The following is a 15,718-nucleotide window of genomic DNA, read 5'->3' as shown; positions in this document are numbered from 1 at the left end:
CCACATAGTTGCATAGCTAACTATTAATTTTCAACCCACCGGAGAAATCACATGCCCATCCTCAACGTCAAAGTCAGCCAGCCCGCCAGCCCCCAGCTGACGAACGCCATCGCCGAAACCCTGCTGGAGCTGACCACGCGCATCCTGCGCAAGAAACGCGAACTGACCGCCATCGCGATCGACTTCGTGCCGCCCGAGCACTGGATCGTGGGCGGCAGCACGCTGGCCAGCCAGGGCAAGAACAGTTTTTATTTCGACATCAAGGTGGTGGACGGCACCAACACCAAGGACGAGAAAGCGCAGTACGTGGCCGAGGCCTTTGCCGCTTTCAGCAAGCTGCTGGGCAATGTGCACGATGAAAGCTACATCTACGTGCACGACGTGCGCGCCGAGGCTTACGGCTTCGGCGGCCTGACGCAGGAGTTCCGCTACATCAAGGCAAAACTCTGAGGACTGCTCCTTACTTGGAGCGCAGGGTGCGGCTCAGCAGCGCCACCGGCAGCAGGCCGACCAGCACCAGGGCCAGCGCCGGCAGGGCGGCCTCGCCGAGGCGCTCGTCGCGCGCCAGCTGGTAGGTCACGACCGCCAGGGTGTCGCTGTTGAAGGGCCGCAGCACCAGCGTGGCGGGCAGCTCTTTCATGACGTCGACAAACACCAGCAGGCCGGCCGCCGCGACCGAGCGCTTGAGCAGCGGCCAGTGCACGCGCGCAAGTATGCCCAGGCCGGGCGTGCCCAGCATGCGCGCACTGTCGTCAAAGCTGGCGGGAATGCGCGAATAACCGCTTTGCAGGCTTTGCAGGGCCACGGCGCTGAAGCGCACCAGGTAGGCCCAGACAATGCCCAGCACGGTCGCCGTGACCCAGTAACCCGCGCCGGTTTGCGGCGCGGCCGCCTGCAGCCAGCCCACGGGCAACAGCAGGCCGACCACGATGACAGCGCCCGGCACCGCATAACCCAGGCTGGCCAACTGCACCGCAGCGCGGGTCAGCAGCCGGGGCTTGCGGCGCACCGCGAAGGCCAGGCCCAGTGCCAGGCCGGTGGCCAGCAGCGCGCTGAGGCCTGCCAGCCAGACGCTGTTCAAGGCCCAGCCGAAGAATTTGTCCCAGAGCAAATTGTCCCAGCCCAGCACCAGCGGGCGCAGCATGAACAGCACCGGCAGCACAAAGCCCAGCGCGATCGGCACAGCGCACACCGCCCAGGCCGACAGGGCGCGCAGGCCGCGCAGTTGCACCGGCGCCGCATCCTGCGCGCCGGAGCGCGCACCGCGCCCGGTGGCGAAACGCATGCGCTTTTGCGCGCCGTGTTCTATCCACAGCAGCAGCGCGACAAAAAACAGCAGCACAGTGGCCAGTTGGGCGGCGGCGATGCGGTTGTCCATGGACAGCCAGGCCTTGTAGATGCCGGCGGTGAAGGTCTGGATGCCGAAGTAGCTGGAGACACCGAAGTCGGCCAGCGTTTCCATCAGCGCCAATGCCACACCGGCGGCCACAGCCGGGCGCGCCAGCGGCAGCGCCACACCGCGTATGCGGCGCGACAGCGGCGCGCCCAGCAGCCGGGCCGCTTCCATCAGGTGAACGGCGCGCTCTGACAAGGCCGTGCGCGCCAGCAAATAAACATAAGGGTAAAGCGCGACGGTGAACACCAGCACCGCGCCGCCCAGGCTGCGCACTTCGGGCAGCAGCCGCCCCTGCAGGCCGAAAGACGAACGCAGCCAGCTCTGCAGCGGGCCGGCGTACTGCAGGAAATCGGTATACGCATAGGCCAGCACATAGGCCGGCATGGCCAGCGGCAGCAACAGCGCCCACTCAAACACCCGGCGACCCGGAAACTCGAACAAGGTCACCGCGCTGGCGGTCGCCATGCCCACCACCGCCACGCCGAAAGCCACGCTGACGCACAGCAGCAGGGAGGTGGCGGTGTAGTCGGGCAGCACCGTCTGCAGCATCTGCAGCAGGATGGACTGCGCCTGGACGTCGAACTGCAGCCAGGACAGCGCCACGGCGACGACCGGCAAGGTGAGCAGGCCCACCAACAAAAAGAGCACGACGGAAGGAACAGTGGAAATCAGGCGGCGCAGCATGTAGACCCGGAAAAAGGCCTCTGCAGAAAGAGGCCCTCCCCTCGCTGCGCGCGCCGTGGTGTTGCAGCGGTCACTGCAAATGAGAATTGTAAGCATCCAGGGCCCTACAATCGAGCCCATGTTTCTGGATATCTCCCAGCTGGGCGTGCACTATGCCGGCCGTTCCAAACCCGCGGTCGACGGCGTGTCCTTCAGCCTCCAGGCGGGGGAGATCGGGGTCCTGATCGGGCCTTCGGGCTGTGGCAAGACCACCCTGCTGCGGGCCGTCGCCGGCCTGGAGCGCGCCAATGCCGGCAGCATCACACTGGCCCGGCAGCTTGTCAGCAGCGCCGCCGTCCATATTCCGGCCGAATCCCGCCGCATCGGCATGGTGTTCCAGGATTACGCGCTGTTTCCGCATCTCGACGCCGCCCACAACGTCGCTTTCGGCCTCACCCACCTGCCCGCCGCCCAGCGGCAGCAGCGCGTCGGTGAGGTGCTGGAACTCGTCGGCCTGGGCAATGTGCACAAGCGTTTCCCGCATGAGCTCTCGGGCGGCCAGCAGCAGCGCGTGGCGCTGGCGCGGGCGCTGGCGCCGCAGCCGCGTTTGCTGCTGCTGGACGAGCCTTTTTCCAACCTCGACGTGGACTTGCGCGAACGCCTGGCGCACGAGGTGCGCGGCATCCTCAAGGCCGCCGGGGCGACCGCGCTGTTCGTCACGCACGACCAGCTCGAGGCCTTCGCCATCGGCGACCGAATCGGCGTGATGCACCAGGGCCGGCTGCACCAGTGGGACGAAGCCTATGCGCTGTACCACCGCCCTGCTACGCGCTTTGTGGCCGACTTCATCGGCCACGGCGTGTTCGCGCAAGCCCACATTGAGCAGCTCGGCGACGAGGTGGTGGTGCACACCGCGCTCGGCGACCTCACGGACATGCTGGAGTGCCCCCTGCCGGGCGCCTACGCCGGCGGCTTGTGCGACGTGCTGCTGCGGGCCGACGACATCGTGCACGACGACAACGCACCGGTCAAAGCGCAGATCCAGCGCAAGGCCTTTCGCGGGTCGGAGTTTTTGTACACGCTCAAGCTGCAGACAGGCGAGACGGTGATGGCGCATGTGCCTTCACACCACAACCACGCGCTGGGCGAGTGGATAGGCATACGCGCCGAGGTCGACCACGTCGTGACCTTCCCGCGCGAAGAAAGTGCCTGAGAGCCTCTAAGCCTGCTGCCGCAGCGCTTCGATGTCTTCGCGCAGCGTCTGCGCCCACACGCGCCGTGTCTGCCCCTGGGGCTGCTGCGGCTCACCGAAAACCACCACCGCCTTGAGCGGCGGCGCCGTGAGCGTGCGCCAGATCGAACCGGCCAGGGTCTCGTCATCGACATAGCTGGGCGCGAAGCTGGTGGCGCCGCTGGCCGCGTCAACGAACTTGAGCGCCACCGGCTGCACCGGCACAGCGGCTTCAATGGCCGCCTGGATCAGGTTGGCATGGAAATGCTTGAGGGTGATGCCGTCGCCCGTCGTGCCTTCGGGAAACACCGCCAGGATGTCGCCGGCCTGCAGGCGTTCGGCCATCTGCGTGACCACCCGGTGCGCGTCGCGCCGCGATTCACGCTCGATGTACAGCGAGCCGGCGCCGTCGGACAGCGTTCGCACGAAAGGCCAGTCCCGCACGTCCGCCTTGGAGACGAAGCGGCAGTGGCGCGAGGCGTGCATCACCAGGATGTCCAGCCATGAGATGTGGTTGGCCACCAGCAGCATGGGGCCGCCGGCGGGCGGTGTGCCCTTGACGACCAGCTCGATGCCGACGATGCGCAGCATGGCCCCGGCCCATACCTGCACGCGCGCCTCCTGGTCGGCCTGGTCCAGCTTGGGGAACAGCGTTTTGATCGTCCAGAAGCCCTGCACCGCGTGCACGGTGGCGCGCAGCAGCGTCCAGCAGAAACGAAGCCATCTCATGGGTTTGCGCGCGCCTCAGTGCGAAGCTTCATAGGCGAGCTGCCCGCCCACCACGGTCCAGCGCACGCGCACCGGCATCTGGTGGCCTGAGAACGGCGTGTGCTTGCCCTGGCTGCGCAGCGCGGCCGGCTCGACCGTCCATTCGCCCTTGGGGTCGAACACGCAAATATCGGCCACGCCGCCCTTGACCAGCCGGCCTGAACTGCTTTGCAGCGTGCCCAGCGCGTCACCCAGCACACGCGCGGGCTCGCTGGTCAGCACCGCCAGCGCGCGAACCAGGCCGGCGCCGCTGTCGTTGCCCCATTTGCAGGCCAGGCCCAGCAGCAGCTCCAGCCCCGTGGCGCCCGGTTCGGCCTCGGCGAAGGGCAAAGTCTTGGCATCTTCGTCGACTGGGGTGTGGTCGGACACCAGCGCGTCGATGGTGCCGTCGGCCAGGCCCTGGCGAATGGCGTCGCGGTCGCGCTGCTGGCGCAGTGGCGGGTCCAGCCGCATGCGGCTGTCGAAGTAGCCGATGTCCACGTCGGTCAGGTGCAGGCTGTTGATGCTGACGTCGCAGCTCACGGCCAGGCCCTCGGCCTTGGCCCTGGCGACCAATGCCACGCCCGCTGCGCTGCTGATGCGGCACAGGTGCACACGCGCACCGGTGGCGCGCACCAGCTCAAAAATCGTGTGCAGCGCGATGGTTTCGGCGGCGACGGACACACCGCTCAGGCCCAGGCGCGTGGCCAGCGCGCCGCTGGCGGCCACGCCCTGGCCCAGGTACAGCTCCTGCGGCCGCAGCCACACGGTGTAGCCGAAGGTCGAGGCGTATTGCAGCGCGCGCATCATGACCTGGGTGTTGGCCAGCGGCACTTCAGCCTGGCTGAAACCGACGCAGCCGGCCTCGGTCAACTCGGCCATCTCGGTCAGCGTTTCGCCCTTGAGTGCGCGGGTCAGCGCGCCCAGCGGGAACACGCGCGACTGGTGCAGTTTTTCGGCGCGGAACTTGAGCATCTCCACCAGGCCGGGCTCGTCGAGCACCGGGTCGGTGTCGGGCGGGCAGACCAGGCTGGTCACGCCGCCGGCCACGGCCGCGGCCAGCTCGCTTTCAAGCATGCCTTCGTGTTCATGCCCGGGCTCGCGCAGCCGGGCCGACAGGTCGATGAGGCCGGGTGCGACGATGCAACCCGTGGCGTCTATGGTCTTGTTGGGCGCGAAATCGGCGGGTGTGTTTTTGAGCGAGACGATGCGGCCGGCCGCGATGGCAACGTCGCAGGTTTCGTCGAAACCGGAGCCGGGGTCGATGACGCGGCCATTCTTGATCAGTATCTTCATTCTTTTTCTCCGCGCGTGTTCAGGCTTCGTTTCCGGCAACTATGCTCATGACCGCCATGCGGACCGCAATGCCGAAGGTGACTTGCGGCAGGATCACGCTCTGCGTGCCGTCGACCACCGCCGAGTCGATCTCGACGCCGCGGTTGATGGGGCCTGGGTGCATGACGATGGCGTCGGGTTTGGCCAGCTGCAGCTTCTCGGTGGTCAGGCCGAAGCTCTTGAAGAACTCCTGGCTGCTGGGCAGCAGCGCGCCCGACATGCGTTCGTTCTGCAGGCGCAGCATGATGATCACGTCGGCGTCCTTGATGCCTTCTTCGAGCGTGTTGCAGACACGCACCCCCATCTGCGCCATATCGGCCGGCACCAGGGTCTTGGGGCCGACCACACGCACCTCGGGGCAGCCCAGCGTGGTCAGCGCGTGGATGTCGGAGCGCGCCACGCGCGAGTGCAGCACATCGCCGACGATGGCGACAGTGAGCTTGCTGAAGTCTTTTTTGTAGTGCCGTATGGTGTACATATCCAGCAGGCCCTGCGTGGGATGCGCGTGGCGACCGTCGCCGGCGTTGATCACGTGCACGTGCGGGGCGACGTGCTGGGCGATCAGGTAGGGCGCGCCCGATTCGCTGTGGCGCACCACAAACAGGTCGGCCGCCATGGCGCTCAGGTTGGCGATGGTGTCCAGCAGGGACTCGCCCTTGGAGGCCGAGGAGCGCGCGATGTCCAGGTTGATGACGTCGGCCGATAGGCGCGTCGCGGCGATCTCGAAGGTGGTGCGGGTGCGCGTGGAGTTTTCAAAAAACAGGTTGAAAACGCTCTTGCCGCGCAGCAGCGGGACTTTTTTGACTTCGCGGTTGTTGACGCTGACGAAGTTGGCGGCGGTGTCGAGGATTTGCGTCAGCGTCGCCTTGGGCAGGCCTTCGATGGACAGCAGGTGGATCAGCTCGCCGTTCTTGTTGAGTTGCGGGTTTCGTCGGTACAGCACGGTGTGGACTCCTCTTGTTCTCTTATGGGTCTCGTTGTGTTCTTGGGTCTGCTCTTGGGTCTTGGGCTCAGGCCTGGTGTTCCTGCACCTGGAAGCTGAACCGGCCGTCTTCGGCGCGCGCCAGTTCCAGCGACTGCGAGGCCGGCAGGGCCACCCGCGCCACGGCGAGGTCGGGCTGCACGGGCAACTCGCGCCCGCCGCGGTCCACCAGCACTACCAGCTTGACGCTGGCGGGTCGTCCATAGTCAAACAGTTCGTTGAGCACCGCGCGTATGGTGCGGCCGGTGTAGAGCACGTCGTCGACCACGATGAGGTGGGCGCCATTCACGTCGAAGGGCAGCAGGGTCTGCCCGCTGGAGGCCAGGCCGCGCTGCGAAAAATCGTCGCGGTGCATGGAGGACGACAGGATGCCGGCCTCACCAGCCAGGCCAAGGTCTTTTTGCAGGCGCTGCGCCAGCCAGGCGCCGCCCGAAGCCACGCCGACCAGAAAAGGAGGCTGGGGATAGGACGCCAGCTGCTGGCGCATGCCGCGCAACAGGTCGCTGTACAGCGCCTCGGCGTCCAATGTCAGGCTGCTCATGGAAGACTCCTTAAAAACTGTTCGAGGATGATGCAGGCCGAGGCGGCGTCGGCGTCGGCCGCGCCGCCGGCCAGGGCCTCGGTGGTGCTGTAGCGCTCATCGACTTCGAAGACCTGCAGGCCGAAGCGGCCGCGCAGCTGGCGGGCGAACTTCTGCGCGCGCAGGGTATTGTCGTGGCTGGCGCCGTCGGGGTGGAAGGGAATGCCGACCACCAACGCATCGGGTTGCCACTCCTTGATCCGCGCTTCGACGGCCTTGAGGCGGGCGTCGCTGCCCTCGGCGGCAATGGTGGCTTGCGGCGACGCAGTGCGTGTCAGCACATTGCCGGTGGCCACGCCGGTGCGTTTGAGACCGAAGTCGAAAGCCAGAAAGGTTTGGAGGCCGGTGGCCGGGAAAGAAGGCATGGCCGCGAGGCTCATGCGTGGCCGGCCTCGGGAGAGAGCATCCAGCTTTGGAGGCCCAGCAGCATCAGCGCCTTGTCGTAGCGCTGCTCGACCGGCGTGTCGAAGATCACGCCGACGTCGGCGGCAACGGTGAGCCAGCTGTTGTCGGAGATTTCCGATTCGAGCTGGCCTTCGCCCCAGGCGGAGTAGCCGAGCGAGACGAACACCCGGCGCGGGCCGGCGCCCGTAGAGAGGGCTTCCAGTACGTCTTTGGAGGTGGTCATTTCGAGGCCGCCGGGAATCGTCATGGTCGAGGCATAGACCGATTCGTTGCCGGGCATCATGGATTCGTGCAGCACAAAACCGCGCTCGGTCTGCACCGGGCCGCCCTGGAACACCGGGGCTTGCGTCAGGTCGTCGCGGCGCAGTGGCAGCTCGACTTTGTCGAACAGGTTCTTGAGGTTGATGTCGCTGGGCTTGTTGATGACCAGCCCCAGCGCGCCGCGGTCGCTGTGTTCGCACATATAGACCACGCTTTTGGCGAAAGCTTCGTCGTCCATCCCCGGCATGGCGATGAGGAAGTGATGCGTGAGGTTGATCGATGCGGAATCCGTGGCCATGCCGGGATTTTACGCGCACTGGGAGGTCTGGGTCACGGCATGCGGGCCTTTCGCTACCATCCCACCATGCAAAAGAAATACCGGGCCGGCCTGATGTGGTTCAGGCGCGACCTGCGGGCCCAGGACAACGCCGCGCTGCACCACGCGCTAAAGGCTTGTAAGCAGGTGTTTTGTGTCTTCGTGTTCGACCGGGACATCCTGGACACCCTGCCCCGGGCCGACCGCCGTGTGGAATTCATACACGAATCCGTGCTGAGCCTGGGCGGCCAGCTGCAGCGGCTGGGCTCAGCGAATGGCAAGCCGCATGCGGGCCTCATCATGGTGCACGGCCATGCCGGCGAGGCCGTGCCGCGGCTGGCTGCGGAGCTGTCGGTTGACGCGGTGTTCGCCAACCATGACGATGAACCCCAGTCCCTCGCGCGCGACGTCGCCGTGCAGGCCGCGCTGGAAAGCCGGGGTATGGCCTTCCACAGCTTCAAGGACCACGTGATCTTCGAGCGCCAGGAGGTATTGACGCTGGCGGGTAAGCCCTACACAGTGTTCACGCCTTACAAGAACGCCTGGCTCAAGAAGGTGGACGATTTTTACCTCAAGCCTTACCCGGTAGAGCGTTACGCGGCAGCGCTGGTTGCCGTGCCCGATGAAAAGCGCGCCGTTCCCTCGCTGGCCGAACTCGGGTTTGAGAAAACCAATCTGTCGGCGCTCAGGATACCCACCGGCGGCGAAGGCGCCGACCGGCTTTTTGAGGAGTTCAAAGGCCGCATGGCGAACTACAAGTTGGCGCGCGACTTCCCCGCCGTCAAGGGGCCCAGCTACCTGGGCGTGCACCTGCGCTTCGGCACGGTGTCGATCCGGCGCTTGGCCGCAACGGCGCTGAGCCCGGAACACAAGGGCAGCGAAGGCGCCGCGACCTGGCTCAGTGAATTGATCTGGCGGGATTTTTATGCGCAGATTCTGGGTAGCTTCCCGCACGCCGTGCACAGCGCGTTCAAACCTGAATACGATGCGATCGCCTGGGAAAGCGGCGACAAGGCCGACAGGCTGTTCCAGGCCTGGTGCGAGGGCCGGACAGGCTACCCGCTGGTCGATGCCGCGATGGCGCAGATCAACCAGACCGGCTATATGCACAACCGCCTGCGCATGGTGACGGCGAGCTTCCTGGTGAAAGACCTGGGAATCGACTGGCGCAGGGGCGAACGTTACTTTGCCGAAAATCTCAATGATTTCGACCTGTCAGCCAACAACGGCGGCTGGCAATGGGCGGCAAGCACCGGCTGCGATGCGCAGCCCTACTTCCGGATCTTCAACCCGGTCAGCCAGAGCGAAAAGTTTGACGCGGACGGCAGCTTTATCCGTCGGTATGTGTCAGCGCTGGCAAAGCTGCCCGCCCCTGCCATCCACAGCCCCTGGCTGGCCGGGCCGCTGGAACTGGCTGCCGCGGGCGTGGTGCTCGGCCAGGACTACCCGCGGCCGATCGTGCAGCACGACGAAGCCCGTGCGCTGACGCTGCAGCGCTATGCGGTAGTGAAAAAAGCCTGAGGCAAGAACCTGAGACGGCCGCTCTCCTGACGAGAGCGGCCTGCGCAGATTCCCCCTGCGTTGCAGGCGGAACCCTGCAAACTCAGGCGGAGATCGCGGCCTCGGCGGCGCAGTAGTGCCGCACCAGGCTCATCAGCTCTTCTTCGGAGAACGGCTTGCCCAGGTAGTGGTCAACGCCGAGTTCCTTGGCGTGTTCGCGATGCTTTTCAGCGATGCGCGAAGTGATCATGATGATGGGCAGGTTGTTCAGGCGCACGTCGGCGCGGATATTGCGCGCCAGGTCGAAGCCGTCCATGCGCGGCATTTCGATGTCCGACAGCACCACCGCCGGCCGCTCTTCCTGCAGGCGCTCAAGGGCCTGCAGGCCGTCGGCCGCCATGGAGACACGGTAGCCTTCGCGTTGCAGCAGGCGCTGCGTGACACGGCGCACCGTGATGGAATCATCGACCACCAGAATCAGCGGAATCTGCGGCGCGGAAGGTATCAAGGCCGGGGCTTTCGCGGCGCCGCCCGCCGCCGTGGCGCCGGCTCCTTCGAGCACATGCGGCTCGGCGCGGTCGGTGCTCCAGGCGCGGGCTTGCTGCCCGTACACCGAAGCCAGCGCGACCGGGTTGTAGATCAGCACAACGGCGCCGGATGCCAGCACGGACATGCCGGCGAGGCCCGGCAGGCGCGACAGCTGCGGCCCGAGATTCTTCACCACAACTTCCTGGTTGCCCAGAACTTCATCGACGTGCAGGGCGATGCGCTGCGCGGCGCTTCGGAAAATCACGACAGGCGTGGTCTTGCCCTGGACTTCGCCGCTGTGGTGCGAAGCTTGCAGCAGGGCGCCCGACCAGAAGAAAGGCATGGATTCGCCGGCGATCTCCATCGTGCCGGTGTTGTAGGCCTGCTGCAGTTCCTTGGCGGACGCGCGGCGCACGGTTTCAACCACGTTGGCGGGCACGCCCACCGAGAGGTTGCCGGCGCGGATCATCACCACCTGCGTCACGGCCGTGGTCAGCGGTAGCACCAGCTTGAAGTGGGTGCCTTTGCCTGTCACGGTGGAAGTTTCAATCCGGCCGCCCAGCGAGTTGACCTCGGAGCGGACCACGTCCATGCCGATGCCGCGGCCGGCCAGCTCGGTCACCTGGGCGGCGGTGGAGAAGCCGGGCATGAAGATCAAGTTGGCGGCGTCGCTGTCTTCCAGAGTCTGGTCCGGCGAGATCATGCCGAGGCTGATTGCTTTTTCGCGGATGCGGCGCAGGTCCAGGCCGGCGCCGTCATCGCTGAAGTCGACTGAAACGTCGTTGCCTTCCTGGCGCAGATGGACGGTGATCAGGCCGACCGGGTCCTTGCCCGCGTTGGTCCGGGTCTCGGTGCTTTCAATGCCGTGGGCCACGCAGTTGCGCAGCAGGTGTTCGAAGGCGGGGGTCATGCGGTCCAGCATGCCGCGGTCCATCTCGATGGTGCCGCCCAGCAGGTCCAGCTTCACCTGTTTGCCGGTTTCCTTGGATGCCTGGCGCACCACGCGGTACAGACGCTCGGAAATGCCTTCAAACTCCACCATGCGCGTGCGCAGCAGGTCGCGCTGCAGCTCGCGGGTCTGGCGGGCCTGGGCGATCAAGTCGTCCTCAGTGGCTTCCACCGTGCGCTGCAAGGTGCGCTGCACGGTCGCCACGTCATTCACGGATTCGGCCATCATGCGCGTCAGTTCCTGCACGCGGGTGAAACGGTCGAACTCGAGCGGGTCGAAACCGGCCTGGGCTTCTTTGGCCTGCGCGAGGCGCGATTGCATCTGGGTTTCGGCCTGCAGTTCGATGTCGCGCAACTGCTGGCGCAAGCGGTTCAAGTTACCGCTCATGTCGTTCAGCGAACCGCGCAGCTGGCTGAGCTCGGCTTCCAGGCGCGAGCGCGTGATCATGACCTCACCGGCCTGGTTGACCATGCGGTCCAGCAGCTGGGAGCGCACGCGTATCGAGGCATTGGCTGCTTGCCGCAAGGGCTGCATGGCCATGGTCTGCGGCGCCGGTACGGAGAGTTTGCGCGAGCCGGAAGGCGCAGCCGCGGCAGCAACCGGCGCGGCGCTTTCCGCCGCCGTTTCAGTAGCACCGGGCGTGGCGGCAGCTTCGACAGTCGCGGCGGCCGGTTCGGGCTCGGCAGCGGCAAGGGGCGCCAGCACCACGGGCGCGGCGGCAGCCGCCGCATCGGCGTTGCGCAGCGCTTCAAAAGCCGCTTCCATCGCGTCAAAACGGTTGATCAGGGGTTCGAACTCGGCCGAGGCCGCGGCGTCGGAGCCGAGGAACTCAATTTCGGATTCGATCCGGTGCGCCATTTCGCCGAGGCGCAGGGCGCCGGCGAGCCGGGCGCTGCCCTTGAGCGTATGAAGCGCACGCAGCACCTCCATGCGCGCGCCCTGGTTGTCGGGCCGCGCGGACCACTGCCGGAGCGCCCCACCCAGCTGGGGCATCAGTTCGGCGCCTTCTTCTTCAAAAATCGGGAACAGGTCGGGATCGATCGCGTCGACCGCATCGATTTCCTCGTCCTCTTCGTCGCCGAAATTCTGCGCGGCGGGCGCAGCCGGCGTGACCAGCCGCACCGGCGGGGCGACAGCCACCGGCGGCGCGACGAACGCGGCGGGCGGCGGCACGGGCGCGGCCTGCACAGGTGCAGGGGCGGGTGCGGGCACTTCGACGACAGGGGCTTCCTCGACGGCCTGCATGAGCACCGGGTCCAGCTCCGGTTCGGGCTCAGGCAAGGGAGCGGAGTCAAGGACCGGCTCTTCGGGCGCGAAATCGTAGTCGGAAAAATCGGTGCCGGGCGGCAGGACCGAGTCGGAGAAATCAAGTTGCCTCAAGCGGTCAAGCACGCCGGCATCCGGCTCCTTGAGGAAGCCCGCGGCGAACTGGTGCAGCAGGCGGCGTATATCTTCCGCCGCGTCCACAAAGATCTGGCCGTACTTGGCGGCGCCGTTGCGGTGATGCGCGCGGGATTGCTGCAGTGCCTGCTCCAGTGCGCGGGCCATTTCGGACAGCGCGTCGAAACCGACCGTGGCGGAGCTGCCGGCCAGGGAATGCGCCAGGGCCACGGTGGAGTCGCTAACCGGCTGGTTACGCTCCAGCGACCACTCGCTCACTTCCGTCACCAGCCTGCGCGACCATTCGTCGGCCTCGTTCAGGTAGACGTTGTAGAGCGGGATGCCGATGCGCAAAGTACCTATGACCTTGACCTGCTCATCGCCGCTGCCGTCTGCGGACATGGCGCTGTCGGTCGCTTCCACGCGATCCAGTGCATCCAGCTCCTGGACGGGAGCGGGTTCGTCGAAAGCGGGGACCTGTGCCGCTGCGAGCGGCTGTGCAGGTGCAGGAAAATCGAAATTCAGGTCGGTGTCGACGGCCAGGCCGGTTGCCACCGGTTCGGCATGGAAATGCTTGTCGAAGTCCGCGTCAGACAGCTCGATGGCTTCGGCCGCGTCCAGTTCCAGCGCCGGGCTGGCATCGGCGGCCACAGGAACACCGGCGTCCGCGGAAATCGCCGACAGGCTGTCGAAGTCGATGCCGGCGATCTCGGCCGCGGGCGCAGTCACCGGCTCGGCGGGCTTGGCTGGCGCGGCGGCGTCCAGGTCGTCAAACACCAGGTCAAAGTCCAGGTCGGTCGCGGGCGCCTGTGCTTCGGCGGGTACTGCGCCGGTGCCGGCGTCCAGCTCAAATTCGGGCAGCGAGAATGCCGCGGCTGCAGCCGGCTCCGCGGCGGGCGCAGCGTCGGCAACGGCCACGGGGGCAGGAGCGGTGGCGGCTTTGGCGGCCGGGACCAGCGGGCTGTAGCGACCTTCGGTGCGCATCGCGTCGGCGCTGGCGCGGAAGGTGGACGCCGCCCAGGCGCCGTCCTGGTTTGCGGCGATGTCCGCGATCCAGTCGGCGAAACCGCTCATGGCTTCCGAAGACAGGGCCCTGAATTCGTCGGTGGTGGGCTTCTGGTCGGCCAGCCAGGTGTTGAGCATCTGCTCCAGCGACCAGGCGGCTTCACCAAACTCGTTGAGCCCGACCATGCGCGAGCTGCCTTTGAGGGTGTGAAAAGCGCGCCGCAGGACGGTGAGCTGCGAAATGTCGCCTGGATCCGAGGCCAGCGCGGCCAGGGCTTCCTGGCCGTTGCCGATCACTTCGCGCGCTTCCTCCAGGAAGATGTCGCGCAGGTCGTCTTCTTCAAAGTCGTCGGACGCGGCCGGGCTTGCAGGCGCGGCCGGTGCCGGCGCCACGGTGAACGCCAGCGTCGTCATTGCGGTTGCGGCGGCGTCGGCATCGCTTGCGGACACGGCAACGGCAGCGTCGCGCGCGGTTTGGGCCAAAGCCGGCTGTTCAGCCAGCGCCGCATGGGTCGCCAGGGCATCGAGCTTGATGGTGAGGTTGGCGTCGGTTTCGCCCTGGCCGGCATCCTGCACCACGGAAATGACTTCCTGGGACAGCATGTCGCTGTTGACGGTAACGGCCGAAGCGGCGCTCGCCGCGTTCTGCGCGCGCCCCATCAGCGGCCGGAGCTCGCCTTTTTCGTCGTCGTAGACAAAGAGCTTCTTCGCCAGCGCAGGCTGGTAGTTCAGCATGTCGATCAGGAAGCTCAGGGCACCCAGGTTGTTGCCCAGGTGTTCGAACGTGCCCGCGGCGCGCGCCTGCTGCTCGTCGACTTCGGTGACCAGCATCTGCTCGACGCTGTCGCGCATGCGCAGCACCGCGTGGGAGGCCTGGTCCAACCCCAGCACGGACAGCACGCCGCGCATCTGCGAGAGCTGCCCGGGAACGGCTTGCAGCGTCACCTTGTCCTGCGGATTGCGGAAGAACACATCGAGTGATTTTTCAAGCTCGCCCAGCGAGATGCGCAATTCGCCCACCACGCTGCCCATGGTCTGCTTGTCGCTGACGCGCCGGTACAGCTCTTCCATCCAGCCTTCCAGCGGCTGGGGTTGCCCGCCGGCCCTGACGCCTTCCAGACGCTCGGCGAGGTTGGCCGTGCGCACCGCCAGTTGCGGATCGTTGGGGTCCAGGTCGTCAAACGCGGCTTCCAGGTACAGCACCGAAGTGGCCACTTCCATCGCCAGTTCAATGCCGGGGGCATGGCCCGAGCGCACCGTGGTTTCCACGGCCCGGCTCAGGGCCTGCGCCAGCGGCTCGCTGGGCGGATGGAGCTTGAGCAGGGAATCGGTCACCAGGCTGAACTGGTCGCTGACCGTCTTGAATTTATTGGCGTCCCCGGCGGACAGTGACGACCAGGTTTCCTTGGCCGAGGTGATGCGCTTGCGGGCCTGCGCCAGCAGGGCCGGGTCAAAACGCCCGAACTGGACGAGTTCGTAATCGACGGGCTTGAAGCGGTTCAGGCCGTAGGCCGAACGCACGGCCGACAGCACCGGCGTGTCGCTGGCGCGCGCGGAAACCGCCTGCGAGCAGAAAAACAGCAGGTCCTGCGCCAGGCGGTCCGACACACCCGTGTCGCCTTTGGCCAGCGACGCGTACTGCATCAGGATGCGGGAAGCGGCGCGCTTGACATACAGGTCCGAGCCGAGCAGTTCATTGGCGACCGCTTCAAAGTAGGCCGCGGCTATTTTCCAGAAGATACGGGGCTGGCGATCAGCCTGCCGTGCGGCAAATCCAAGACTGAGTTCTTTGAGGTTTTTAGCGGCCTGCGGCGCTTTGCCCTTCATGACCTGCAGCACCGATTGGTCCAGCACGGCGCGCGCGCTGTCATCGTAGTTGCGCGGTTCGGCCGTGGCCGGGAGTTCGGGCTCCAGCCAGCGCCATTCGAAAGGCCACAGGTCGGCGGGATGGATACGGTCGGCGCGGACCAGTTCCTGCACATCGCGGTACTGGGGAAACAGGGACACGGCCGAAACGCGTTTGTCGGCCAGCACGCCTTCGAGGTATTCCGTCAGGGCGAAGCTGGCCCGTTCAATCTTGCCGGCGGCGTCCTGGTTGCATTGCTCGGGCTGCTGCACAAACTTCTGCACCGCGGCCTCCATCGCGCGCAGCACCAGTGCGGGCCCCGCAAGGCCGACCATCTCGAGCGCACCCACGGCCTGGTGCAGTTGCTGGCGGGCAATCCGCAGCTGGCTGGCATCGATGGCCGTGAGATCGGAACCGCGGGCGGCTTCCGCGTCCCGCACGAAACGCTTGAGCGCCTTGGCAGCGCCGTCCAGCGACTTGCGAAGCTCGTCAAGCACCCATGCGAGGGGGCCTAGATCGTTGACCGCAAGATCGAGCTCGGCAGCGGTTGAGTTCGGGACGTTGGATTGCATAAATGGCGGGCCGGTTCAGGAA

General features: G+C 66.4%; 11 protein-coding genes. 3 read left to right on the top strand and 8 right to left on the bottom strand.

Annotated features, from left to right (window positions below; all coding sequences use genetic code 11):
• Positions 1-51 precede the first annotated feature (51 nt).
• Entirely contained in the window at positions 52-450 is a 399-nt protein-coding gene (locus tag AC1D1Y_RS21490; protein ID WP_477684134.1) for a tautomerase family protein, read from the top strand.
• Between the two features lie 10 nt (positions 451-460).
• Here the strand turns inward: AC1D1Y_RS21490 and AC1D1Y_RS21485 are convergent, their stop codons facing one another.
• A complete protein-coding gene (locus AC1D1Y_RS21485) occupies positions 461-2,080 on the bottom strand; it encodes an ABC transporter permease (RefSeq protein WP_477684133.1) in 1,620 nt (539 codons plus the stop codon).
• Between the two features lie 118 nt (positions 2,081-2,198).
• On the opposite strand from AC1D1Y_RS21485, the gene AC1D1Y_RS21480 reads away from it, so the two are divergent.
• On the top strand, positions 2,199-3,272 hold the full coding sequence (locus AC1D1Y_RS21480; RefSeq protein ID WP_477684132.1) for an ABC transporter ATP-binding protein: 1,074 nt from the start codon (positions 2,199-2,201) through the stop codon (positions 3,270-3,272).
• A gap of 6 nt (positions 3,273-3,278) precedes the next feature.
• On the opposite strand, the gene AC1D1Y_RS21475 is transcribed toward AC1D1Y_RS21480, so the two are convergent.
• From AC1D1Y_RS21475 to AC1D1Y_RS21450, 6 genes are all read right to left on the bottom strand, one after another.
• Positions 3,279-4,019, bottom strand: a complete 741-nt coding sequence (locus AC1D1Y_RS21475) for a lysophospholipid acyltransferase family protein (protein ID WP_477684131.1) — start codon at positions 4,017-4,019, stop codon at positions 3,279-3,281.
• A gap of 15 nt (positions 4,020-4,034) precedes the next feature.
• Positions 4,035-5,333, bottom strand: coding sequence for a dihydroorotase (locus AC1D1Y_RS21470; RefSeq protein ID WP_477684130.1), 1,299 nt, complete (start codon positions 5,331-5,333; stop codon positions 4,035-4,037).
• Between the two features lie 19 nt (positions 5,334-5,352).
• Positions 5,353-6,315 (bottom strand): aspartate carbamoyltransferase catalytic subunit, encoded by a 963-nt coding sequence (locus AC1D1Y_RS21465; protein ID WP_477684129.1) that lies wholly within the window; start codon positions 6,313-6,315, stop codon positions 5,353-5,355.
• 67 nt (positions 6,316-6,382) lie between these two features.
• Entirely contained in the window at positions 6,383-6,895 is a 513-nt protein-coding gene (gene pyrR / locus AC1D1Y_RS21460) for a bifunctional pyr operon transcriptional regulator/uracil phosphoribosyltransferase PyrR (RefSeq protein WP_477684128.1), read from the bottom strand.
• Entirely contained in the window at positions 6,892-7,314 is a 423-nt protein-coding gene (ruvX, locus tag AC1D1Y_RS21455) for a Holliday junction resolvase RuvX (protein ID WP_477684127.1), read from the bottom strand. The genes pyrR and ruvX overlap by 4 nt, the downstream gene beginning before the upstream one ends.
• Positions 7,311-7,898, bottom strand: a complete 588-nt coding sequence (locus AC1D1Y_RS21450) for a YqgE/AlgH family protein (RefSeq protein WP_007864998.1) — start codon at positions 7,896-7,898, stop codon at positions 7,311-7,313. Before AC1D1Y_RS21450 ends, ruvX begins: the two co-directional genes overlap by 4 nt.
• 66 nt (positions 7,899-7,964) lie before the next feature.
• On the opposite strand from AC1D1Y_RS21450, the gene AC1D1Y_RS21445 reads away from it, so the two are divergent.
• On the top strand, positions 7,965-9,437 hold the full coding sequence (locus AC1D1Y_RS21445) for a cryptochrome/photolyase family protein (protein WP_477684126.1): 1,473 nt from the start codon (positions 7,965-7,967) through the stop codon (positions 9,435-9,437).
• A gap of 82 nt (positions 9,438-9,519) precedes the next feature.
• Here AC1D1Y_RS21445 and AC1D1Y_RS21440 read toward each other — a convergent pair whose 3' ends face one another.
• Positions 9,520-15,696, bottom strand: coding sequence for a hybrid sensor histidine kinase/response regulator (locus AC1D1Y_RS21440; RefSeq protein ID WP_477684125.1), 6,177 nt, complete (start codon positions 15,694-15,696; stop codon positions 9,520-9,522).
• Between the last annotated feature and the right edge of the window lie 22 nt (positions 15,697-15,718).

It is taken from the genome of Polaromonas sp. P1_G1 (genome assembly GCF_056405595.1).
This window is presented reverse-complemented; position numbering and strand designations above follow the sequence as displayed.

What these genes read in the sequence shown, in the direction of transcription:
- AC1D1Y_RS21475 (WP_477684131.1), bottom strand. Translation starts at nt 4,019, where the DNA reads ATGAGATGGCTTCGTTTCTGCTGGACGCTGCTGCGCGCCACCGTGCAC.
- AC1D1Y_RS21470 (WP_477684130.1), bottom strand. Translation starts at nt 5,333, where the DNA reads ATGAAGATACTGATCAAGAATGGCCGCGTCATCGACCCCGGCTCCGGT.
- ruvX (WP_477684127.1), bottom strand. Translation starts at nt 7,314, where the DNA reads ATGAGCCTCGCGGCCATGCCTTCTTTCCCGGCCACCGGCCTCCAAACC.
- AC1D1Y_RS21440 (WP_477684125.1), bottom strand. Translation starts at nt 15,696, where the DNA reads ATGCAATCCAACGTCCCGAACTCAACCGCTGCCGAGCTCGATCTTGCG.
- AC1D1Y_RS21490 (WP_477684134.1), top strand. Translation starts at nt 52, where the DNA reads ATGCCCATCCTCAACGTCAAAGTCAGCCAGCCCGCCAGCCCCCAGCTG.
- AC1D1Y_RS21450 (WP_007864998.1), bottom strand. Translation starts at nt 7,898, where the DNA reads ATGGCCACGGATTCCGCATCGATCAACCTCACGCATCACTTCCTCATC.
- AC1D1Y_RS21480 (WP_477684132.1), top strand. Translation starts at nt 2,199, where the DNA reads ATGTTTCTGGATATCTCCCAGCTGGGCGTGCACTATGCCGGCCGTTCC.
- AC1D1Y_RS21445 (WP_477684126.1), top strand. Translation starts at nt 7,965, where the DNA reads ATGCAAAAGAAATACCGGGCCGGCCTGATGTGGTTCAGGCGCGACCTG.
- pyrR (WP_477684128.1), bottom strand. Translation starts at nt 6,895, where the DNA reads ATGAGCAGCCTGACATTGGACGCCGAGGCGCTGTACAGCGACCTGTTG.
- AC1D1Y_RS21485 (WP_477684133.1), bottom strand. Translation starts at nt 2,080, where the DNA reads ATGCTGCGCCGCCTGATTTCCACTGTTCCTTCCGTCGTGCTCTTTTTG.